This window comes from Algibacter amylolyticus, assembly GCF_014202225.1.
Lineage (GTDB): Bacteria > Bacteroidota > Bacteroidia > Flavobacteriales > Flavobacteriaceae > Algibacter_B > Algibacter_B amylolyticus.
Genome location: NZ_JACHGE010000001.1, coordinates 184983 through 208465, shown reverse-complemented (window position 1 = coordinate 208465; position 23483 = coordinate 184983). Strand labels below are relative to the sequence as shown.

Genomic DNA, 23483 nt, shown 5'->3' with positions numbered 1-23483 from the left:
TAAATTTTTTAATTATGGATTTTCTAAATTTTCCGGCAATTTTGGTTGCCGCTGTTTCAGCATTAGTTGTTGGCTTTATTTGGTATAACCCAAAGGTTTTTGGAAACGCTTGGATGCAAGCAGCAGGTTTAACCGAAGACCAACTAAAAGGTGCTAATATGGCTAAGATTTTTATTCTAGCCTTTATTTTTGCCTTTTTATTAGCTATGACGATGATGCAAATGAGTATTCATCAAACTGGTGCTTTAAGCTTAATAGGTGGCGACGCGAGTAAAGCATTACCATCGTATACCGCGTTTATGGCCGATTATGGCGATGCTTTTAGGACCTATAAACACGGGGCTTTACATGGTGTTTTGGCAGGAGTTTTTGTAGCTTTACCTATAATTGGCACCAATGCATTATTTGAACGTAAAAGTGCTAAATACATTTTTATAAATAGCGGTTATTGGATTGTAACTCTTGGAGTAATGGGTGCTATAGTATGCGGATGGAAATAATATTAATGTAATTTTTTAATACATGTAAAGACTGAGGTAATTAACTTCGGTCTTTTTTAATTTTAGTTTGATATATCATAAAATATATAATCATGTTGATACACTTCCCAAAGCTTGGGATGCGCTTCCTATTTCCGATATTTTTTTAAAAACAGATTTTTTAAAAGGCCTTGAAACCTCTATACCATCTAATATTACAGGATATTACGCTGGCGTTTTTAAACATGATGAATTAGTAGGTATAGCTATTGTGCAACGTGTGGAAATGTATGCCGATGATATTTTTAGAAAAAGTAGTAAAAGCAGAATAAAAGAGATAGGTAAGCAGTTGGTTTCTAAAATTGTAAAAGGAAATGCCTTAGTGGTTGGAAACCTTTTACACACCGGGCAACATGGTATTTATTTTAATCCGCTTAAAATTTCGCAAAGTGAATTTTTAAAGGAATTAGAACAGGTTTTAGACAATTTAACGCTTGAAATTAAGACTAAATTCAACAAAAAAATAAGAATTATTGTTTTTAAAGATTATTTCGAGAATGATAAAATTCATGAAGCCACTCACTTTTTTAAATCTAATAATTTATACAAAGTACAGGTACAACCAAACATGGTTTTTAAAAGTGAAACTTGGAAAACGACTAATGAATATATTTCTGCTTTTAATAAAAAATATAGAAGACGTTTTAATACAGCTAGAAAAAAGGGAATTGACTTAGATTATAGAGAACTTGATAGCGATTATTTAAACACCAATTCTAAAGCTATATATAGTTTATATAAAACGGTGTCGGATAATGCAGGTGTTAATTCGTTTAAGCTTCCAGAAAACCATTTTTATCAATTAAAAGTACACTTAAAAGAGCGTTTTAAAGTTTTTGGGGTTTTTTTAAATGAAGAGTTAGTTGGTTTTTATTCGCTTATTCTTAACGATACCGTGTTAGAAACCTATTTTTTGGGTTATAATAAAACGCTTCAGCAAGCGTATCAATTGTATTTAAATATGCTCTTTAATATGGCTTTTTTCGGTATAGAAAATCAATTTAAGCGTATTGTATATGCAAGAACAGCCATGGAAATTAAAAGCTCGATAGGAGCAAAACCACACAATATGCGTATTTATCTAAATCACACTAATAGCTTTATTGCAAACACGGTTTTAAAGGCTATTGTAAAGTATATGAATCCTATTCAAAAATGGGAAGAAAGACACCCTTTTAAATAATTTAATACTTCTTTAAGAGAATAATTATTTTCTTTTTACTATATTTTCGTAAGAAAAATATAACACTTATGAAAACTGAAAATGCAAATATTCTTAGCGAAATATCAACACTTACTAGAGTTATTGAAGAGCAATATCCTGAGCTTCAAAAATATTTAGATGAAGGAAGAAGTACCTTGCCACAAGGCAATATGGAAGCCTCGATTGATAATAAATCTTTAGAAAATTATAGAGACACGTTAAAAGAGTTAATACAGAATTACGATAAAAATAAACACTAAAAAATAAAATTTGGGTTCAGCTGAAGCAAGAGCTATGAGGCCTATTTAAAGCATACCAATAGATTTTGTATGCCATTTTAAAGCAAGTTTTTAAGCTAATGAGTCCGTCTTCAAATTGGGAAGAAAGGCTCCCGTTTAAAGAAAACTAATTTCCTTTAAATCTTTATTATCAATGCTACTTTTTTAAAATTCCGAAAACGGCCAAGTCTGCTTCGTTACGAATTTTGAATATATATTTTCCTTGTGCAAAATGTGAAATGTTCATCTTAAAAACAGATAAGTCTTTTATTTCTTTTGAAAACAGTTTTTTTCCATAAATATCGAATATTTCCAAGTTTAAAGTATGTTGTTTCTCTGTAAAATCAAACGTAATATTTCCGTTTGATGGGTTTGGGTAATATTTAATTTTGTTTGAAAATGAGTTTTCATTTAAGTGTAATGTTATGTCACAACTTGTAGACCCAGGCTCTGAACTGGTATCGTTAGGACATAGTACACAGTAAGTTTCTCCTGAATTAGGCTGAATAGTTCCTGCAGGGCAATCTACACAAGCGGCACTACCAGAATTAGCACTAAATGAACCAGGGTTACAATTTAAACAGGTTTCGCCGCCTTTATTAGGTTGGTATGTTCCTGCGGCACATAGCGAGCATGCAGTGCTACCGGTGTTACTAGCAACTGTTCCTGGAGCACAATCAATACATTCAGTACTTCCAATATTTTGTTGGTATTTACCTTTAGGACAATCTTCACAGTAAGCTTGTCCAGAGAGGCCTTGGTATGTTCCTGCGGCACATAGCGAGCATGCAGTGCTACCGGTGTTACTAGCAACTGTTCCTGGAGCGCAATCAAAACATTCAGTACTTCCAATATTTTGTTGGTATTTACCTTTAGGACAATCTTCACAGTAAGCTTGACCAGATTTGTCTTGGTAGGTTCCTGCGGCGCATGCAGAACAAGCAGTGCTGCGGGTTTTAGTAGCTACTGTTCCCGGAGCACAATCAAAACATTCAGTACTTCCAGTAGATTGTTGATATTTACCTTCAGGACAATCTTCGCAATAAGCTTGTCCAGAGAGGCCTTGGTATGTTCCTGCGGCACATAGCGAGCATGCAGTGCTACCGGTGTTACTAGCAACTGTTCCTGGAGCGCAATCAAAACATTCAGTACTTCCAGTATTTTGTTGGAACTTACCTTTAGGACAATCTATGCAGGAAGTACTACCTGTTCTGTTTTGATATCTTCCTGCTTCACATGCAATGCAAAATTTGCTTCCTGTTATATTAGAATAGTATCCCGCGTTACAGGGTATAGGCGCTGTAATGTTACCTCCTGGGCTATAGGTACCTGCTGGTGCTTTTACATATTCACAAATGCTTTGGTCTATATATTGTCCTGCTGGTGCATTATTTAATGTGCATTGCCCAAAGATTAAGTTAGGATATATTATGAAAAAGAATAATACAAAATAGAGTTTAGGTACATTTTTCATGATTATTGTTTTAATAAAAATAGAAAAAATTATTGGAAATAGTGTTTTTATTTTTGAGTTTTACATTAAAAATCAGTTAGTTACAGTTTTTAGTAGAGTGGTTATTGGTAAAAATTTATCTTTAGACTATATTGTTACTTGTTTTTCATTGGTAGTTTAAGGGAATGGGCGTGGGTTGCTTACTACAAACAAAAAACCCTCAAAAAAACACGTTTTTTGAGGATTCTTAGTTTTAAATAATTGGTTTATTCTTTTTTCTTTTCTCTGGCTTCTTTCATAGCCTCACCAATTTGGTTACTTGCTGCAAAACTTGCCACCATATCATTTAGCATGTTGCTTCCTGCTTGTGGCGCATTAGGTAGTAAAATTAAATTACTGTTTGTTTCTTCACCTAACGATTGTAAGGTATCATAATGCTGCGTTACAACGATTAAAGCAGAAGCTTCTTGACTGTTTATACCAACACGGTTTAAAACCTCTACAGACTCCTCTAAACCACGCGCAATCTCACGACGTTGGTCTGCAATACCTTGTCCTTGTAAACGTTTGCTTTCAGCCTCAGCTTTTGCTTTTTCAACAATTAAAATACGAGCAGCATCTCCTTCAAATTGCGCTGCAATTTTTTCACGTTCAGAAGCATTAATTCTATTCATAGCCTCTTTTACTTGGGCATCTGGATCGATATCGGTTACTAAAGTTTTAATAATATCAAAACCATAATCGGACATGGCATCATTAAGTTCGGCTTTTACTGCTAAAGCGATATCGTCTTTTTTAACAAATACATCATCCAATTTCATTTTTGGAACCTCGGCACGTACTACATCAAATACATAACTCGTAATTTGATCGTGCGGATAATCTAGCTTATAAAAGGCATCGTAAACTTTTTGGCTAATTACTTTGTATTGCACAGATACTTTAAGGCGCACAAATACATCATCTAGAGTTTTGGTTTCAATGATAACATCTAATTGCTGAATTTTTAAACTTAATCGACCAGCAATTTTGTCTACCAACGGAATTTTAAGCTGTAAACCCGATTGGCGTATACTTTGAAACTTACCAAAGCGTTCTATAATGGCAGCGGTTTGTTGTTTAACAACAAAAAAGGATGAGATGAAAATAAATAGTCCAATAACTATAAAAGGAATAAATGCGAAGCTCATAATGTTTTTATTAAAATGGTTAAAAAAATAAGAATTACTAAATTAAGTTATATTTGCTCACTTATCTCTAAAATGGCATGAAAAAAATACAACTATATCTATTAGTAGCATTCTCTATATGTTTTGTTACAGAAAGTTTTTCTCAAAGAGGGCAATATGATATTGTAAATGGTATTGGCCTTTTTGGCGGTATTACTAAAGTCAATCTTACTACAGATAATTTTATAACTAAAGAAGGTGATGGTTTTATTGGAGGGTTAAGTGCCACTGTTGATATTCCATTTAAGTGGTATAACATGAGTTACGGTTTGCATTTTTCTGAAAGTACAGTTAGTGTTTTGGGTAGACCATTAGAGTTTAGTCCGAATAACGAGTATGTTGATTATAAACTTTTTGCTGCGCAATTGGCGTTAATGATGCATGTTAAGCTTGTTGGTAGTTACATTACTTTAGATGTAGGGCCTATGTTGCAATACAATAGCCGGTTAGAATTTGAGGATGCAACCCAAGAAGGTTATTTTATAAATAATTACGATAATTTATTGGCTGAAGATATCAGCAACATTTCTCAATTTAACATAGATGGAGCCGTTGGTATTACAGCCGGTTTTAAATTTGTGAAGTTAAGAGCCCATTATATTTACGGGGCAACTAATATTTTGAAAAAGCTTGAAAGTGAAGATATAGATACTTCTGGCGGCGATTCGCGTTTTAAAGGAAATATGTCTATGTTATTGTTTGGGGCTATGTTATCGTTTTAATAATTATATCGGCTTTTATTAATCGTATTTTACGAGCACCAAAAAGAGGGGTCTCGTGATGAGGGTCGCTGGATTTGGGGTTTCTGAATAAAGGTTGAAGATGTTATAAACAACAACTTATACGAAAAAGTAAACGCAGGCGGAGTATGTTAATTTTGTTGACGCATTTAACGTAATTAAAGACCTATTTTTAAGGTGTTTTTCGCAAAGTTACCTTATTCACCATCTTCATAATAGAATTCAACAATAGCATAAACATGCTATTTGTTGAACTCTTTCTTCTTTATGTTTTTAATTAGTTAAGGGCGATTATTAAAAACATCAATTTGTTTCTTTTTAATTTAGAGTGTTTGTACGATTCTTTCAATCCTCTTAACAGTCTCCGCTTTACCAATCATGTAAATAATATCAAACACATCAGGACCTTGTAAGGCACCAACAAGGGCTAAACGTAAAGGCATCATTACTTTTCCGAAACCAATGTCGTTAGTTGTTATCCAGCCTTTTATTTCTGTAGTAAGTGTTTCTACAGTAAAATCGGTATTAGCGTTTAAAATAGCTATAAGCTGGTTCATAATAGTATCTGTACCTTCTTTTAAAGATTTTTTAGAGGCTTTTTCATCGTACGCTGTAGGAGCAACAAAAAAGAAATGACTCAAATCCCAAAAATCTGAAACAAAGGTTGCGCGTTCTTTTATTAAAGCGACTACCATTTCAATGTAATTAATGTCGGTTTCGGCCAATTTTGAGTTATAATTTTTAAAAGCTTCAGCTAATTCATAATTATTTTGCTCTTGCATGTAATGGTGGTTAAACCATTTTATTTTATCTGGATCGAAACGTGCACCAGACTTGTTTACTTTTTTCAAATCGAAGGCAGTAACTAATTCTTCTAGAGTAAAAATTTCTTGTTCTGTTCCAGGATTCCATCCTAAGAAAGCAAGGAAATTTACCATAGCATCGGCAAAATAACCATCTTCTTTATAACCTCTAGAAATATCGTTTGTTTTAGGGTCTGTCCATTGTAAAGGAAACACAGGGAAACCTAATTTGTCGCCATCACGCTTGCTTAATTTTCCTTTTCCTGTAGGTTTTAATATAAGCGGTAAATGAGCAAATTCTGGCGCGTCCCAACCAAATGCTTGGTATAATTGAAAGTGTAATGCCAAACTTGGTAACCATTCTTCACCACGAATAACATGCGAGATTTTCATTAAGTGGTCGTCCACAATATTGGCTAAATGGTACGTTGGCATACCATCACTTTTAAACAATACTTTATCATCTAAAATATTGGTGTCAATTTTAATATCGCCACGAATAATATCGGTTAAATGTAAGGTTTCATCTTGCGGACTTTTAAAGCGAATTACGTAGTCTTCACCAGCATCTAATTTAGCTTTTACTTCTTCCGCGCTAAGCGATAAAGAATTGCTTAATTTTAGTCTGTTATGCCAATTGTAAATAAAGGTTTTGCCTTTAGCTTCATGATCTTTTCTATGTGCATCTAATGCCTCAGAAGTATCAAAAGCATAATATGCATTTCCAGAATTTATTAACTCTTCAGCGTAAGCTTTATAAAGTGGTTTACGCTCGCTTTGTCGGTATGGACCAAATTTTTCGTTGGTTCCTGGACCTTCATCAAAAGGCATTCCACACCAATTTAAGGCATCAATAATGTATTGTTCTGCGCCTTCAACATATCTGTTTTGGTCGGTATCCTCAATTCTTAAAATTAAGGTTCCGTTATGTTTTTTGGCAAATAAATAATTGAATAAAGCGGTACGAACTCCGCCTATATGTAATGGTCCTGTTGGGCTAGGTGCAAAACGCACACGAACGTTTTTGGTCATGTTTTGTAAATTTGTGGCAAAGATATGTATTAAGAAAGAAGACAGAAGCCCGAACACAGAAGTTTTTTGTTTTTTTACCAAGAACCCCTTTATTAACACATAATTATAAATACCGTAAAAAATAAAATTGTAGTTTAGTAAGTTGAAACACAATAATAGACAATGTTTTACCCCAAACCATGAGTAATTTTAATACCATACAAAATAAGCTGGAAGCCTTTATTAAGCGCTATTATATTAACGAATTGCTTAAAGGTGTCATTCTGTTTTTTGCAATAGGTTTACTTTATTTTTTGTTTACGCTATTTCTTGAGCATATGTTGTGGTTAAGTACCACGGCACGAACATTTTTGTTTTGGTTATTTATAGCTGTGGAATTTGGCTTACTTGTTAAGTTTATTTTTATTCCGTTGGCAAAATTATTTAAATTACAAAAGGGAATAGATTACCATGCGGCTTCCAAAATTATTGGCACACATTTTCCGGAGGTAAACGATAAATTATTAAATGTGCTACAACTTAATGAGGCCGATTCTAAATCGGAATTATTATTAGCAAGTATCGAGCAAAAAGCTTCCGAACTTAAACCAGTACCTTTTAAATTAGCCGTTAATTTTAAAAAGAATTTAGGGTATTTAAAATATGCCGCTATTCCGGTGGTTATTTTATTGCTTACTTTTTTTACTGGAAATTTTAATTGGTTTAGTGAAAGTTATAACCGAGTAGTACATTATAAAACAGCTTACGAACCACCTGCGCCGTTTCAGTTTTTTGTAGTTAATGAAAATTTACAGGCTATTGAAAATACCGATTTTAAATTGCTTGTTAAAACGGCTGGCGATGTTACTCCAGAAAGTGCGCAAATTAGTTACAATAACGAAACTTATTTTTTACAGCAAAAAGCTATTGGAGAATTCGAGTATGTGTTTACACAACCTAAGGAAGCCATTACGTTTCAGTTAATGTCTAACGATGTTACCTCTAAACCATATACCATAGATGTGGTTGAAACACCATCGCTTTTAAGTTTTAAAATGGTTTTGGATTATCCGAGTTATACCAAAAAACAAGATGAGGTTTTAAAAAGTACAGGTAATGCTTTGGTTCCTGAAGGCACACAAATAAAATGGCAGCTACAAACAAAATCTACCAATAAAGTACAGTTGTTTGCCAAAGATACTACACAGTTTATTTCAATATCTAAAGGGGTTTTTGAGGCTTCTAAGCGTTTATATTCTAAATTTGACTATACACTTAGTACTAGCAATAAAGACTTGCAGAATTACGAGAATTTGGCTTTTAATATTGATGTGGTTAAAGATGAATACCCAGAAATAGATATTAAAGTTGAGAAAGATAGTTTGGATTTGCAATCCTTGTATTTTTATGGGCAAATTAGTGACGATTATGGGTTTAGTAAATTGCAATTGGTTTATTATCCTGTAGAAAATGAGGCTAACAAACAAATGGAGACAATTCCTGTATCAGGTTCAAATATTTCTGATTTTATTAGTGCATTCCCTAATAATTTGGAGATTTCTGAAGGTGTAGCTTACGAATTATACTTTCAAGTATTTGATAATGATAGGGTTAATAAATTTAAAAGCGTTAAAAGTAGCGTGTTTTCGTACCGTAAGCGTACCGAAGCTGAGGAAGCAGATAAGAATTTAAAGGAGCAAGGTGAAACTATTAAGGATTTAAATAAGTCCTTAACTAGGTTTGATGAACAAGAGAAAAAACTTCAAGAATTAACCAATACCCAAAAAGAAAAATCGGAGTTAAATTTTAATGATAAAAAGAAACTAGAAAACTTTTTTAAGCGTCAGAAAGAACAAGATCAAATGATGCAAAATTTTAACAAGAAGTTAAAAGATAATTTAGAGGAGTTTCAAAAAGATGAGCAAAAGGAAGATCAATTTAAAGAGGATTTAAAAGAACGCTTAAATGAAAATGAAGAGAAGCTTAAGCAAGATGAAAAGTTACTTGATGAAATTGAAAAGCTTCACGAAAAAATAAACAATGAAGATTTAATTAAAAAGCTCGATGAGCTCGCAAAACAGAATAAAAATAAAAAGCGAAGTTTAGAGCAACTGTTAGAATTAACTAAACGTTTTTATGTTGAGAAGAAGTTAGAAAAACTTAATGACGATTTATTAAAGTTAGCAGAGGAGCAAGAGCAGTTGTCTGAAAAATCTGAAGATGAAAACACTAAGGAAAAGCAAGACGAGTTAAACAAAAAGTTTGAGGATTATAAAAAGGAACTTGAAGATTTAGAAAAAGAATCTAAAGACTTGAAGAAGCCAATAGAGATTCCTAGAGATAAATTGGATGAACAAGAAGTTGAAGACGAACAACAAAAAGCTTCTGATGCTTTAGAAGAAAAAGAAGCAGATAAAAAAGAATCGGAACAAGAGAATAAAGAAGGTTCAGAAGAAAAGAATGAGCCTTCAAAAAAGAAAGATTCAAATTCTGAAAAAGCTAAAAAAAGCCAGAAAAAGGCGGCTCAAAAAATGAAGCAAATGAGTCAGCAAATGCAAAGTGCCATGCAAGGTGGTAGTGACGATCAAATACAGGAGGATGCCGAAATGCTTCGTCAGATTCTAGACAACTTAGTATTGTTCTCTTTCGATCAGGAAGCGGTTATGAATCAATTTAAAAGCATCGAATCTAACAATAACAAGTTTGCGTCTTATTTAAAAAAGCAGCAAAATTTAAGAGAACATTTTGAACATGTGGATGATAGTTTGTTTGCGTTATCGCTCCGTCAGCCAAAACTATCTGAAGAAGTAAATAAAGAAATTACTGAAGTGTATTATAACATTGATAAGGCTCTAGCGTTATTGGCCGAAAACCAATTATATCAGGGTGTATCTAATCAGCAATTCGTAGTTACTGCTGCGAATAATTTGGCAAATTTTTTAAGCGATGTTTTGGATAATATGGAGGAAAGCATGAGCATGTCTGCTGGAAAAGGAGGACAAGGTGATATGCAATTACCGGATATTATTATGAGTCAGGAAGAGCTTAATAAGATGATGGAAGAAGGAATGAAGAAAGGAGAAAAAGGTTCTCCAAAGGAAGGAGATGGTAAAAGGGATGGCGAAGGAGAAAAGAAGGGCGAGAAAGAAGGTGAGAAAGAGGGCGACAAAAGTAAGGAAGGCGATAAGGGAAAAGAAGGCAAAGGTAAAGGTAAAGACAAGGGTGAAGATGGTGAACAAAATGGAGGTGATGGCGAAGGTAATGGTGAGGATGAAAATGGACTTCTTTTTGAAATTTATCAAAAGCAACAACAATTAAGACAGGCGTTGCAGGAGCGTTGGGCTAAGGAAGGCAAAAGTGGAAACGGAGATGCCCTAGTCAGAAAAATGGAGGATATAGAATTGGAATTATTAAACAAAGGTTTTACGCAGCAAACACTTCAAAAAATGATGGCTTTAAAACATCAATTATTGAAGTTAGAAAAAGCAACCTTCCAGCAAGGTGAGGATAATAAGCGGGAATCTGAAACTAATAAAAATAATTTCGATAACAATTCTAACAATCAAATCCCTACAGCAAAACAATATTTTCAAACTACCGAAATATTAAACCGACAAGCTTTACCTTTGCAGCAAGTTTACAAAAAGAAGGTTCAAGAATATTTCAAAAAAGAAAATGATTAATTTTAATTACGAAACGGATTTTAAATTAGGATCTGAGGCACCAATTTCTAATTGGATTATAGATACTATTTCAGCTGAAGAATATAAGTTGGAGGAAATAAATTATGTGTTTTGTGACGATGAATATTTGCATAAATTAAATGTAGAGTTTCTTGATCATGATACCTTAACAGATATTATTAGCTTTGATTATTCAGTCGGAAAAAGTATACAAGGCGATATCTTTATTTCCGTAGAACGAGTGGCAGATAATGCCAAGGATTTTGGGGTTTCGTTTGATGAAGAATTAATGCGAGTTATCATTCATGGCGTACTTCACTATTGTGGTTATAAAGATAAAACGGATGCAGAGGCTAAGGTTATGCGGGAGAAGGAGAATCTGTATCTTGAACGATTAGCTGCTAAATAAATAATTCAGGGTATATTTGCAAACTTAATTTATAGATGTGTTCCACGTGGAACATGTTTGTTTTAATGATTATATAAAAGAGGAATCATGTTTAACGAAGTTTACGATGTTATAGTTGTTGGAGCAGGACATGCAGGAAGCGAAGCTGCTGCGTCTGCTGCTAATATGGGTAGTAAAACGCTGCTTATTACAATGAACTTACAAAACATTGCACAGATGTCTTGCAACCCTGCTATGGGCGGAATTGCCAAAGGGCAAATTGTAAGAGAGATTGATGCGCTGGGTGGTTATAGTGGAATTGTATCAGACACATCTGCTATACAATTTAAAATGCTTAACAAATCTAAGGGTCCTGCAATGTGGAGTCCAAGGGTTCAAAGTGATAGAATGCGTTTTGCAGAAGATTGGAGAATGCTTCTTGAGGGAACTCCTAATCTTGATTTTTATCAGGATATGGTTTCTGGATTGTTGGTAGAAAATCATAAAGTTGTTGGCGTAAAAACATCTTTAGGAATTACTATAAAAGCAAAGTCTGTAGTCTTAACTAATGGTACTTTTTTAAATGGCTTAATTCATATAGGTGATAAAAATTTTGGTGGCGGTAGAGCAGGTGAAAGAGCAGCTACAGGAATTACAGAACAACTAGTTCGGTTAGGTTTTGAATCTGGTAGGATGAAAACAGGAACACCGCCGCGAGTGGATGGTAGAAGTTTAGATTATTCTAAAATGGCTGAACAGCCTGGTGATGCTAACCCTGAAAAATTCTCGTACTTAGATATTACAAAACCATTAGAAAAACAACGTTCTTGCTACATGACTTATACAAGTCTTGAGGTACATGATTTGCTTCGTGAAGGCTTCGATAGGTCGCCGATGTTTAATGGCAGAATAAAAAGTTTAGGGCCGCGTTATTGTCCGTCTATTGAGGATAAGATTAATCGTTTTGCAGATAAGGATAGTCATCAGTTGTTTATCGAACCCGAAGGTTGGAATACTTGCGAGGTATATGTAAACGGCTTCTCAACATCGTTACCAGAAGATGTTCAATTTAAAGCATTACGATCTGTTGTTGGTTTTGAAAATGTGAAGTTTTTTAGACCTGGTTATGCTATTGAATATGATTATTTTCCGCCTACACAATTGAAACATACTTTAGAAACTAAGTTGGTTGATGGTTTATATTTTGCAGGTCAGATTAATGGAACTACAGGATATGAAGAAGCGGCTTCTCAAGGGTTAATGGCAGGAATAAATGCGGCTTTAAAAGTTCAGGAAAAAGATCCTTTTACTTTAAAGAGAGACGAGGCTTATATAGGTGTTTTGGTAGACGATTTAATTACAAAAGGTACTGAAGAGCCGTATCGTATGTTTACATCAAGAGCGGAATACAGAACGCTGTTAAGACAAGATAATGCAGATATTCGATTAACACCAAAAGGTTTCGGATTGGGATTAGCTTCGGAGAAACGTCTAAAACGTATGGAGGAGAAACACGATGCTGCCGAAAAATTTGTCAGCTTTTTTGAAAATCAAAGTGTGAAACCAGAAGTTATAAATCCTATTTTAGAATCGAAAAATTCTGCTGTTGTTAAACAATCTGGAAAGCTTTTTAAAGTGTTCGCTAGACCTAATATTGAAATGGAAGATATTAGAAAAGTAGATGCTGTTGAGTCTTATATTCAAGAAAATAATTTGGATAGGGAAGTGATAGAGCAGGCTGAAATTCAAGTTAAATATGCAGGGTATATTGCTAAAGAAAAAAATAACGCAGACAAATTAACGCGCTTAGAGTATGTAAAAATACCTGAGAATTTTGACTACTCGCAAATTAAATCTATGAGTTTTGAAGCGCGAGAGAAACTTAAAAAAATTCAGCCAACAACGGTATCGCAGGCATCAAGAATTAGTGGGGTTTCTCCCAATGATATTTCTGTTTTATTGGTTTATATGGGGCGTTAAATTCCTGTGAAAACAGGAATCTTAATCTTAATGTTTTCGTTACAGGATATTAAATAAATTATTTTTTTTTAAACGTTCCACGTGGAACGTTTAAAATTTAAAGCTGTTTTTTTAGTTATTCAAACAGAAACAGTAACCCAAAGTAAGGAGATAAACTAAGTTCACTAAAGTTCGATTTATAATTAAAAAATACTTATTAATCCATTCGTGTATTCGTGACTAAAGAAAATTTAAAAGTAAAAGATCACTCTGTTTCAGGAGAAGTATTTGAGCTTATTCAGAATTTAGAATATGGTTTTTTGGAAACAACTCCACAACCGTCTTCCGATAAATTATCTGATTATTATGAAAGCGAAGATTATATTTCGCATACAGATTCTAAAAGAAATCTATTCGAAAAAGCGTATCATTTAGTGCGATCGGTTTCTTTAAAAAAGAAATTAAATTTAATCAATTCATTTCCTTCCGAAGACAAAAAACTTTTGGACATTGGATGTGGTACGGGTGATTTTTTACAAACTGCGCAACAAAATAATTGGATTGTTTCTGGAATTGAACCTAACCAACAAGCAAGAGAAATTGCAAATAAAAAAACAAACGGATCTGTTTTTAATACAGAACAACTTTTAAAGTTCCAACCAAAAAGTTTTGATGTTATTACCCTTTGGCATGTGCTAGAACATTTACCAAATTTAGACGAGCAGATTGCTACATTTAAAAAACTATTAAAACCAAATGGAACTTTAATAATTGCGGTTCCTAATTATAAAAGTTTCGATGCACAATATTATAAATCGTTTTGGGCTGCTTATGATGTACCTAGGCATCTTTGGCATTTTAATAAAACATCGGTTTCAAATTTAGTTTCAAAACAATCTTTTAAAGTAAATAAAATAAAACCCATGTGGTTCGATTCCTTTTATGTGAGTATGCTTTCAGAAAAATATAAAACAGGAAGCATGAATGCGGTTAAAGGTTTTTGGATTGGCTTACGTTCAAATTTAAAAGCGATAGGCTCAAAAGAAGCTTCGTCTCTAATTTATGTCATAAAAAACAGCTAAAACTTGTTTTTAGCGACTAAGCTTTATCCTGATGCATATAAACGTCCAAACACAAGTCGTTTTTCTAAAAAGCGCTTAAAACGCTTTATTTGACCTCAAATTTAATAGAGACTTCTTATTTTAATTCCTTTTTATCATAAAGAATCCTTATATGTTAAATTGAAAATAAATTCGCTTTAATTTAAAAGCTACTTTATTACATTTGTTCGGATATAAATTTTACCAACAATTAACTAATTAAATAAAAAAATGAAAAACATAATTTATGTTGCCTTAGTGATGCTTGTTTTAGCATCTTGTGAAAAACCAAATAAAATTGCTTTTGTAGATAACGGAGAATTAATTAACGACTATCAAGAAAAGAAAGATGTAGAAGCAGCATTTCAAATAAAAGACGATGCTTTTAGAAAAAGAGCAGATAGTATTAGTCAAGCTTTTCAAGCAGAAGCACAAAAAGGACAAGCAGAAGCGCAACGTTTAGCTAGAAGTAATAGAAAGAAAGCTGAAGAATTAATGACTGGGCTTCAACAAAAGCAACAACAATTGCAACAGCAAATGCAAATAGAGCAACAAAAGTTAACTCAAGAGTTTCAAGCGGAAATCGACTCGGTTATTGTTCATGTAAAAGACTTTGTAAAAGACTACGGAAAAACTAATGGTTACAACTATATATTAGGAACAAGTGATGCGGCAGCAACAGTAATGTATGGTGCAGAACAAAGCGATTTAACACAAACTATTTTAGATGCTTTAAATGCAGACTATAAAAAGGAATAGTGGTGTAAATACCTAGTAAACAAAATATTAAGCCCTGTTAAATCAAATTTAATAGGGCTTTTTTTATTTACTCCGCCTTCTTATGGAGTAAGCGCGTTAATTTAATAGATAAGTCGGTTAAAATAATTTTAGAATTGCCATTTCGCTCAATATGGTAAATTGCATCTTGTAGTTCGTTGCTAATATCCATAATGTTATTTCCGTGTACGTAAGGCGCAAAATTTTCAAGCTTAAACTTCTCGGTTTTGGGCTCAAAAAACACTAAATCTGTAGCGTTATAATTCATTAATAACGCCTGACGAAAAAAGTCTATACAAAAGTTTAGAAATTGTTTTTGTGTTTCACGACCTGTTTTGGCAATATCCTCGCTCCAAGAAATTAAATCGTGTATGGCTGCCTTATTTCCTCTGGCTTTAAAGGCACTGCGAATCCAGAAAATAAACCAAGTTTCAAACTGAGAATCTTCGGTGTCTTGATACACCAAATCGCAAGCCTTATTATAATTTCCGTTAGATTGATGCGCAATTTTGGTAGCTTCACTCGCATTAAGGTTGTATTCTTTAATTAAAGCTGTTTTAATAACGTCTTCTGCCAACGGCGGAAAATGTAAAATCTGGCAACGCGATCTAATCGTATTTATAATTTGCTCTTCATCTTCGGCAATAAGTAAAAATATAGTTTTATTTGGTGGCTCTTCAATCAGTTTTAAAAGCTTATTGGCACAAGCGGTATTCATTTTTTCGGCCATCCAAATAAGCATCACTTTATAGCCACCCTCGTAGGCTTTTAGGGTAAGCGATTTTACAATTTCATGCGCTTCTTCAACACCAATTTGTCCTTGTTTGTTATCAACACCTAGTAATTTATACCAATCAAAAAGGTTGCCGTAAGGCTGTTGGTCCAAAAGCTGGCGCCACTCTTCCATGTAAAAACTAGATACCGGTTTGCTTTTAACCTTATCGCTGGTAGTAACCGGAAAAGCAAAATGCAAATCGGGGTGCGAAAAGTTTTTAAACTTTAAATTACAAGCGTCGTTTCCGTTAGTGTTTTCGCCACCAGAATTCGTGCACAAAATGTACTGTGCATAAGCCAGTGCCATAGGTAAAGTGCCAGAGCCCTCTTTACCAACAAACAATTGGGCATGTGGTAATCTGCCATTGTCAACACTCTGCGTGAGGTGATTTTTAATATGATTTTGTCCTAAAATATCTTTAAAAAGCATAAAGACAAAAGTAAACGAATTTTATTAGATGTTAAACATTAACAAACCAGTAAAATTTTATAGATTTTTATTTGAGCGTTACCACAAGGGTCGGGCTTTACGTTTCAAGTCCTCGCACCTCCTACGTCGGGCTGTGGGCTTTCCACTGCAATCCCTAACGCGCTTTTTTGTTAGGGTTAGGTTTTATAATTTAAGTGTGGTTTGTTGTTGTGGAGGTTCGTTTAAAGTGTTTGTGTATCATGTCGGTGCGCATTACAGCCAATACCAACCAAATAGAAAATCCGCGAAGATGTTAGCAAGTAAGCTATATCCAGCAATAAATTATATACGGCTTAAGTTTGTAGTTTTTAATAGATTTTAATGTCTAATTTTTATCCGTTTTTTATAAGTTAAACTTCTCCAAGCCCATTCAAGTGGTCCGAATCGATAATGTTTTAACCAAATATTACTTAAAATTATTTGAATAGCGACAATAACTAAAGCAATACTAAAGGTTGGAATTAACCCTATTTTTCCAAACAGACTAAAGCCGAAATTATAAAAAATAACAACCATTAAAACGGTTTGTATAATGTAATTACTTAGGGCCGTTCTTCCCACAGGTATCAAATATTTAAATACTTTTTTACCAATTACAGTTTGGGCAATTTTTATTATTGCCAAGATATAAGAAAAACTAATAAGCAGTTGGCCAGCCATTGATAAGAACTTATATCGAATATTTTGAAGCGTAGGCAGCTCATAAGGATTACCTCCTAAAAGTTTTGCAGCAATAGTAATTAGTATCCCAACAATTAAAATAGTTAATATTAATATGGTGGATTTTGGAGCTTTTTTATAGAATTCTATCGAGGCTAAATAGTAACCCAAAAGAAAAATGCCAAGGAAATTAAAATAACCGCCAGAGGGTATGTAGCCTAATTGCTTCCATATAAAATTATGAATGTTTAGCTTGATTATTTCGGTAATAGAATCGTCTCTAAAAGTATTAATAATATCTACATTCGACATATCTGGATACGAAATGCGAGCCGTTTGTGTATGATTTGTGTTACCAGGGAAGTTAGCTTGTGCGGCTTCAGTAAATGGTAAAATAGCAAAATCCAATACATAGGGTATTAACAGGAAAAAGAGCGTCCATCGAAGTAGTATTTTTGGTTTTACATTTCTAAATAAAATTAGAATAAAACCATAAATAGCATAGGTAAATAATATATCGCCATACCAAAATAAAGTATGGATAATTCCTATAATTAATAAAATGAATAATCTTCTGCGATACGTTTTTAAAAAATCGGCTGCTCTATCTCTGTTTTTGTTGAATTGTATATAAAAACCAACAGCAAATAAAATTGAAAATATAGTGTAAAATTTACCGGAGACTATAATTCCTAAAAAATAATATAGATTATCATCTAACTCAAAGTTCGATATCTGCTTAAGTTCTTCAAAGGGCATAAATACGTAACCGCTAAAAAAACTCATATTCATAAAAATAATTCCGAGTAGTGCAAATCCACGAAGAATATCTATAATTTCGATTCTTTTATTGGGCTCAACGGGTTTACTAATTTCCATAAGACTATTTTTTAATTAATTTATATTTTCTATTTATATTAATTAGCGGTAGTACTTTGGGGAGTATGAATCTTCATGTTAAACGAAGGTAGGTGAAAAATTCTACAAATTCAAAGACGGTATATCATCGATATGCCATTTTCAGTATAGAAATATAGGGTTCGATATAAAATAGTTAATATGTAATACCTATATAATTCAAAAATCGAAGAAATCTTCTCAAGCTATATCGTTTTCGTGAAAAAAGTCATTTTTTATCGCTTTTTAATTAGTTACATTTGTGTTTCAAATAGTTAAAAAATAAAAACATATATACATGAAAACGCTTAACGATTTTAATTTCGAAAATAAAAAAGCATTAATACGCGTAGATTTTAATGTGCCATTAAACGATAAGTTTGAGGTTACAGATGCCACTAGAATTGTATCGGCAAAACCTACAATTATTAAAATTTTAGAAGATGGCGGAAGCTGTATTTTAATGTCGCATTTAGGACGTCCAAAAGGATTTCAAGATGAGTTTTCATTAAAACATATTGCGGCTAAAGTATCGGATATTTTAGGTGTAGAAGTTAAGTTTGTTACAGATTGTATTGGAACTAAAGCTGAAGAAGCAGCAGCAAATTTACAACCAGGAGAAGTTTTATTACTAGAAAACTTACGTTTTTACAAAGAAGAAACTGCTGGCGATAAAGACTTTGCTGAAAAATTATCTAAACTAGGAGATATTTACGTTAATGATGCTTTTGGTACAGCTCACAGAGCGCATGCTTCTACAACTATTGTAGCTCAGTTTTTTGAAGGAAGAAAATGTTTTGGAAACTTATTAGCTCAAGAAATTGAAAGCATTAATAAAGTAATGGAAACAGGAGAAAAGCCTGTTTTAGCTATTTTAGGTGGTGCTAAAGTATCTTCTAAAATTACCATTATAGAAAACATTCTTGATAAAGTAGATCACTTAATTATTGGTGGTGGTATGGCATTTACGTTTGTTAAAGCGCAAGGTGGAAAAATTGGTAATTCTATTTGTGAGGACGATAAAATGCCTTTAGCTTTAGATATTTTAAAACAAGCTAAAGAAAAAAATGTTCAAATTCATATTCCTGTAGATACTATTGCTGCCGACGATTTTAGTAACGATGCAAATACACAAACGGTTGATATTAATGAAATTCCTGATGGTTGGGAAGGTGTAGATGCTGGACCAAAATCTAGAGCACAATTTCATGATGTAGTTATGCAGTGTAAAACAATCCTTTGGAATGGACCACTAGGTGTTTTTGAAATGGAAAGTTTTGCTCAAGGTACTATCGAATTAGGAAACTCGATTGCCGAAGCTACTAAAAACGGAGCGTTTTCACTTGTTGGTGGAGGTGACTCGGTTGCTGCTGTTAAGCAATTTGGTTTCGAAAATAAAGTGAGTTACGTAAGTACAGGTGGTGGCGCTATGCTAGAAAGCTTAGAAGGAAAAACACTTCCTGGAATTGCTGCTATATTAGAGTAGAAATAATAGGCCTGCGACAGTTTTAAAGCTTCACAGGTCTTAATATATTTTGTTCTTAGTAAAATAAATACGATTTTAGCCATAACATCATTCATTAATGAATAGATTTTATGGCTTTTCGATTTTTTATAGTATTATATATTTTAAGTTTACCATCTTGTTTTTCGCAAACGCAAGACACGATATCTATTCAAAATACTAAGGTTAAAGATACTTTAGTTGTTCAAAATACTGCTATTCCAGATACCATTTCTGGGCCTACAGTAGTTCTTAAAAGTGCTGTTGTAGAAGATAATACCTATACCCAAAAAACTATTGAAGCTACTGTAGATAGTACATCTATAGCAAATTTAAAAGACAACGAAGAAGTTTTAAAGTTAGACCAAGCTTGGTTTGATGAGTTGTATAGCAATCGCTTATTCGACACCATTTATAAAACCGTTACAGAGCTCGACTACAAACCCGTTGATTATCCAGAACTACATAGCGATACGCTTAAGGCACGCTTAAAAGAGCTAGATGCCAGAACACCTTTTAATGTAGAGTACAATCCATCTCTAGAAAGTGTTATAAAATCGTATTTAAAACATAGGCGTAACTCTATACAAAACCTATTAACATTAAGTGCGTTTTACTTTCCTATGTTTGAGGGCGAGTTGGATAAACATAACATTCCTTTAGAAATTAAATATTTAGCCATTGTAGAATCGGCATTAAAACCAAGAGCAAGATCTAGAGTTGGGGCTACAGGTTTATGGCAATTTATGTACGGAACAGGTAAGGAATATGGGTTGGATGTAAGCAGTTATGTTGATGAGCGTAGCGACCCTATAAAATCTACCGAAGCTGCAGCGAAATATTTATCAAGATTATATAAAATTTTTGGCGATTGGGATTTGGCGCTTGCGGCCTATAATTCTGGTCCGGGTAATGTTGGTAAAGCCATTCGGCGTTCTGGTGGTTACCGAAACTACTGGAATATTCGTCATAATTTACCAAGGGAAACTGCTGGGTATTTGCCTGCTTTTTTAGCTAATATGTATATTTTTGAATACGCTAAAGAACATGGTTTTAAAAATTATAAACCAGAGTTGGCTTATTTTGAAACCGATACCGTTTTAGTAAAGCAACAAATAACGCTCGATCAGGTTTCGGAAGCTACGGGAACTCCTATTGAGGAACTTCAGTTTTTAAACCCGTCTTATAAGCTAGATATTATTCCTTTTATAAAAGATGAAAATTATGTGTTGAGATTGCCTCGCGATGTGGTTGGAACATTTGTAAATAATGAAGATAGAATATATGCATTTGCTAAAGCAGAGCTTGATAAACGCGAAAAACAAATGCCTCAGTTTATTGAAGCGCAAAATAAAACGACGTATCGTGTAAAATCTGGTGATTATTTAGGTAAAATTTCAAGATTATATGGTGTTAGGGTTAGCGATATAAAAAAGTGGAATGGTTTACGAAGCAATAACTTAAAAATTGGTCAACGATTAACCATTTTTCCGCGAACACCTCATGGAAACGCTACCTCTTCCGCGAAAGCGACAGTAAAAACAATACCCATAAAAGGCGATGTTATTAACTACACCGTTAAGGATGGTGACTCGTTGTGGAGTATTTCTCAAAAATTTTCTGGTGTTTCTGTTCAAAATATTAAAGATTGGAACGGTATTAGTGGTAGTAAATTAAAACCCGGAATGATTCTTAAAATTGCTAAGAGTTAAACCCCTAACTAAACTTAAAAAATATTATGCGATATTTTCTATTTTCATTACTTACGTTAACACTTTTAGTGTCTTGTGTTGATAAAAACGAAAAAGCTGAAAAGTTTTTGCCAGATGCCTCTGGTGCTATTAATAATGTATCTGTTGTAACAGAAAACGAATATTGGGATGGTCGTGTGGGTGAAGCCATAAGGCAAGTACTTGCAAAGCCAATTTATGGGTTGCCACAAGATGAGCCAATGTTTACCATTAGCCAGATTCCACCATCTGTTTTTTCTGGATTTGTTACCAAAAATAGAACGGTTTTAAAGGTTGAAACTAATAAACCAGCGGGAATAACATTTTCTGAAGATGTGTATGCTAAGCCTCAAAAAGTAATCGTGGTTTCTGGTAACACCAAAGAAGAGATTATTGAAGTGGTAAAAGAGAATGAAGCTAAAATTATTGAAACGTTTAGAAACTCGGAGTTGGATGAAAGACAACGCCAAATGGCAAAGTCGCCACATAACTTTAATACTATAAAAGAAAAACTAGGTTTAACTATTAAATTTTCTTTAATTTACGAGCAGGCAAAGCAAGAGGGTAATTTCTTTTGGTTTAGAAAAGATATTACCACAGGGCATTCTCACATTATGCTTTACGAGTTGCCTTTTGATGCTGTTACAAGAAATGATAGTACTGTAGGACAAATAATTAAGATTCGAGACTCTATAGGACAAGCCTATTTTAAAGGTCGATTAGATGGTACAGTTAAAGCTAATGGCGATACCGTAAGTTCGTTTATGGTAACAGAGCCGGCGTACACACCTTTTTTTGGTGAAACTATTTTAGATAATAAGCCAGCTTTAGTAACCAAAGGCTTATGGGAATTAACTAACGATTTTATGGGCGGACCATTTATAAATTACATGATTGAAGATAAGGTAAATAAAAGATGGGTTGTAGTTGAAGCCTTTATATTTGCGCCATCTGTAGAGAAAAGAAATTATATGCTAGAGCTAGAATCTGTTATAAAATCTGTAAAAATAGAGTAGCAATACGCTATGTAGTAAATAAAAAAAACCAGCCTTTCGAGCTGGTTTTTTGTTTTAAGATAAATTTAAAATTATCCTTTTTTATCTTCAGTAGTTTCTTCTTCTTTACTAGCGTCTTTAAATTCTTTAATTCCGCTACCTAATCCACGCATTAATTCTGGTATCTTTTTACCTCCAAATAAAAGTAAAACAGCTAGAACAATTAATGCTATTTGCCAAGGTCCTATTGCTAATGGTAACATGTATAAGTTCATAATAGTGATTTTAAAGTACAAAGTTAATAATTAAAGTTCAATAAAAACGTTTTAAACATAACTTTAGCATACTGATAGTAAAGTCTTGTGATAAATTTATTTATTTTTGTTTTAACATGGCAGACAAAAAAAAGAAACCCAAAAAGATAAAACGAAAACTACTCGATAAGTATCGTTTAATGGTGCTTAATGAGAATACTTTCGAAGAGCGTTTATCATTTAAGTTAACGCGACTAAACGTATTTGTGTTTATGTCTTTATTGGCTATTTTTCTAATCACTCTAACGTACTTGTTAATTGCTTTTACGCCACTTCGTGAGTATATACCAGGATACTCATCAACGGCATTAAAAAAGAAAGCAACCGAGTTAAGTTATAAAACCGATTCGCTGCAACGAGTTATTCATTTAAATGATAGGTATTATGAGTCTATTAAAAAGGTTTTAAAAGGCGATGTAAATACTGTAGATTTTAATAAAGATTCTATTATTCAAGCTGTTAAATTAGAAGCTAGTGAGGTCGATTTAAACCCTATTGCAGAAGATTCTTTGCTTAGAGAAAAGGTAGATAAAGAGGATAAGTATAATTTGTTTGAATCGGCAACGTCAACTACCAATTTTGTGTTATTCCCCCCTGTAAGTGGCACCATTAGCGAACCATATAACGCAAAAGAAAAACACTATGCCGTAGATGTTGTTGTGGCTAAAGATACGCCTATAAAAGCGGCTGCCGATGGCATTGTTATTTTTGCAGAATGGACCGCAAATACCGGTAACGTTATAATTATTGAGCATAGTTATGGTCTTATTTCTGTTTACAAGCACAATGCTTCTTTAACCAAAGCGCAAGGCGATTTAGTTAAATCTGGAGAGGTTATTGCCACTGCAGGAAGTACAGGAGAATTATCTACTGGTCCGCATTTACATTTCGAACTTTGGAATGATGGGTATCCAATTAACCCAACAAATTTTATAGATTTTGAATAACTCTAGTGTCTAGTAAAATTATATCTTGT

General features: G+C 33.4%; 19 protein-coding genes. 13 read left to right on the top strand and 6 right to left on the bottom strand.

Annotation, left to right across the window (positions count from 1 at the left end; translation table 11 throughout):
- The first annotated feature begins 14 nt into the window (after positions 1-14).
- The 3 genes from HNQ90_RS00970 (at position 15) to HNQ90_RS00960 (ending at position 2003) form a co-directional block, all read left to right on the top strand.
- A complete protein-coding gene (locus HNQ90_RS00970) occupies positions 15-500 on the top strand; it encodes a DUF1761 domain-containing protein (protein ID WP_144114795.1) in 486 nt (161 codons plus the stop codon).
- A gap of 67 nt (positions 501-567) precedes the next feature.
- The gene (locus HNQ90_RS00965; protein ID WP_144114794.1) at positions 568-1722 is read left to right on the top strand and encodes a GNAT family N-acetyltransferase; all 1155 of its coding nucleotides are present in this window, start codon (positions 568-570) and stop codon (positions 1720-1722) included.
- A gap of 68 nt (positions 1723-1790) precedes the next feature.
- Entirely contained in the window at positions 1791-2003 is a 213-nt protein-coding gene (locus HNQ90_RS00960) for a hypothetical protein (protein ID WP_092849403.1), read from the top strand.
- A gap of 175 nt (positions 2004-2178) precedes the next feature.
- On the opposite strand, the gene HNQ90_RS00955 is transcribed toward HNQ90_RS00960, so the two are convergent.
- Positions 2179-3495, bottom strand: a complete 1317-nt coding sequence (locus HNQ90_RS00955) for a T9SS type A sorting domain-containing protein (RefSeq protein ID WP_144114793.1) — start codon at positions 3493-3495, stop codon at positions 2179-2181.
- A gap of 245 nt (positions 3496-3740) precedes the next feature.
- Positions 3741-4664 carry an SPFH domain-containing protein gene (locus tag HNQ90_RS00950; RefSeq protein ID WP_144114792.1) on the bottom strand — a complete coding sequence of 308 codons (924 nt, stop codon included), beginning with the start codon at positions 4662-4664 and terminating at the stop codon, positions 3741-3743.
- A gap of 77 nt (positions 4665-4741) precedes the next feature.
- Here HNQ90_RS00950 and HNQ90_RS00945 point away from each other — a divergent pair, with 77 nt between their 5' ends.
- Complete coding sequence (locus HNQ90_RS00945) at positions 4742-5425, top strand: hypothetical protein (RefSeq protein ID WP_144114791.1); 684 nt, start codon at positions 4742-4744, stop codon at positions 5423-5425.
- A 341-nt stretch (positions 5426-5766) separates the two neighbouring features.
- Here the strand turns inward: HNQ90_RS00945 and gltX are convergent, their stop codons facing one another.
- Positions 5767-7278, bottom strand: a complete 1512-nt coding sequence (gene gltX / locus HNQ90_RS00940) for a glutamate--tRNA ligase (RefSeq protein WP_144114790.1) — start codon at positions 7276-7278, stop codon at positions 5767-5769.
- A 179-nt stretch (positions 7279-7457) separates the two neighbouring features.
- Here gltX and HNQ90_RS00935 point away from each other — a divergent pair, with 179 nt between their 5' ends.
- The 5 genes from HNQ90_RS00935 to HNQ90_RS00915 all read left to right on the top strand — a co-directional run bounded on the left by HNQ90_RS00935 (position 7458) and on the right by HNQ90_RS00915 (position 15146).
- Entirely contained in the window at positions 7458-10940 is a 3483-nt protein-coding gene (locus HNQ90_RS00935) for a DUF4175 family protein (protein WP_183822283.1), read from the top strand.
- Complete coding sequence (gene ybeY / locus HNQ90_RS00930; RefSeq protein ID WP_144114789.1) at positions 10933-11349, top strand: rRNA maturation RNase YbeY; 417 nt, start codon at positions 10933-10935, stop codon at positions 11347-11349. Before HNQ90_RS00935 ends, ybeY begins: the two co-directional genes overlap by 8 nt.
- Before the next feature lie 87 nt (positions 11350-11436).
- Positions 11437-13308, top strand: a complete 1872-nt coding sequence (mnmG, locus tag HNQ90_RS00925; protein ID WP_144114788.1) for a tRNA uridine-5-carboxymethylaminomethyl(34) synthesis enzyme MnmG — start codon at positions 11437-11439, stop codon at positions 13306-13308.
- 215 nt (positions 13309-13523) lie between these two features.
- Entirely contained in the window at positions 13524-14369 is an 846-nt protein-coding gene (locus HNQ90_RS00920; RefSeq protein WP_144114787.1) for a class I SAM-dependent methyltransferase, read from the top strand.
- Positions 14370-14618: 249 nt separating this feature from the next.
- Positions 14619-15146, top strand: coding sequence for an OmpH/Skp family outer membrane protein (locus HNQ90_RS00915; protein ID WP_144114786.1), 528 nt, complete (start codon positions 14619-14621; stop codon positions 15144-15146).
- 67 nt (positions 15147-15213) lie between these two features.
- Here the strand turns inward: HNQ90_RS00915 and HNQ90_RS00910 are convergent, their stop codons facing one another.
- Positions 15214-16368: a DNA polymerase III subunit gene (locus HNQ90_RS00910; RefSeq protein ID WP_144114785.1), complete on the bottom strand. Its 1155-nt coding sequence runs from the start codon at positions 16366-16368 to the stop codon at positions 15214-15216.
- Between the two features lie 357 nt (positions 16369-16725).
- The gene (locus HNQ90_RS00905) at positions 16726-17946 is read right to left on the bottom strand and encodes a DUF418 domain-containing protein (RefSeq protein ID WP_144114784.1); all 1221 of its coding nucleotides are present in this window, start codon (positions 17944-17946) and stop codon (positions 16726-16728) included.
- A 316-nt stretch (positions 17947-18262) separates the two neighbouring features.
- On the opposite strand from HNQ90_RS00905, the gene HNQ90_RS00900 reads away from it, so the two are divergent.
- From HNQ90_RS00900 to HNQ90_RS00890, 3 genes are all read left to right on the top strand, one after another.
- A complete protein-coding gene (locus tag HNQ90_RS00900) occupies positions 18263-19450 on the top strand; it encodes a phosphoglycerate kinase (RefSeq protein WP_144114783.1) in 1188 nt (395 codons plus the stop codon).
- A gap of 110 nt (positions 19451-19560) precedes the next feature.
- Positions 19561-21180, top strand: coding sequence for a LysM peptidoglycan-binding domain-containing protein (locus HNQ90_RS00895; protein WP_144114782.1), 1620 nt, complete (start codon positions 19561-19563; stop codon positions 21178-21180).
- A gap of 26 nt (positions 21181-21206) precedes the next feature.
- A complete protein-coding gene (locus HNQ90_RS00890; RefSeq protein ID WP_144114781.1) occupies positions 21207-22214 on the top strand; it encodes a DUF4837 family protein in 1008 nt (335 codons plus the stop codon).
- Between the two features lie 71 nt (positions 22215-22285).
- Here HNQ90_RS00890 and HNQ90_RS00885 read toward each other — a convergent pair whose 3' ends face one another.
- Positions 22286-22468: a twin-arginine translocase TatA/TatE family subunit gene (locus HNQ90_RS00885; protein WP_092849366.1), complete on the bottom strand. Its 183-nt coding sequence runs from the start codon at positions 22466-22468 to the stop codon at positions 22286-22288.
- A 116-nt stretch (positions 22469-22584) separates the two neighbouring features.
- On the opposite strand from HNQ90_RS00885, the gene HNQ90_RS00880 reads away from it, so the two are divergent.
- Positions 22585-23454 (top strand): M23 family metallopeptidase, encoded by an 870-nt coding sequence (locus HNQ90_RS00880; RefSeq protein ID WP_144114780.1) that lies wholly within the window; start codon positions 22585-22587, stop codon positions 23452-23454.
- Positions 23455-23483: the final 29 nt, after the last annotated feature.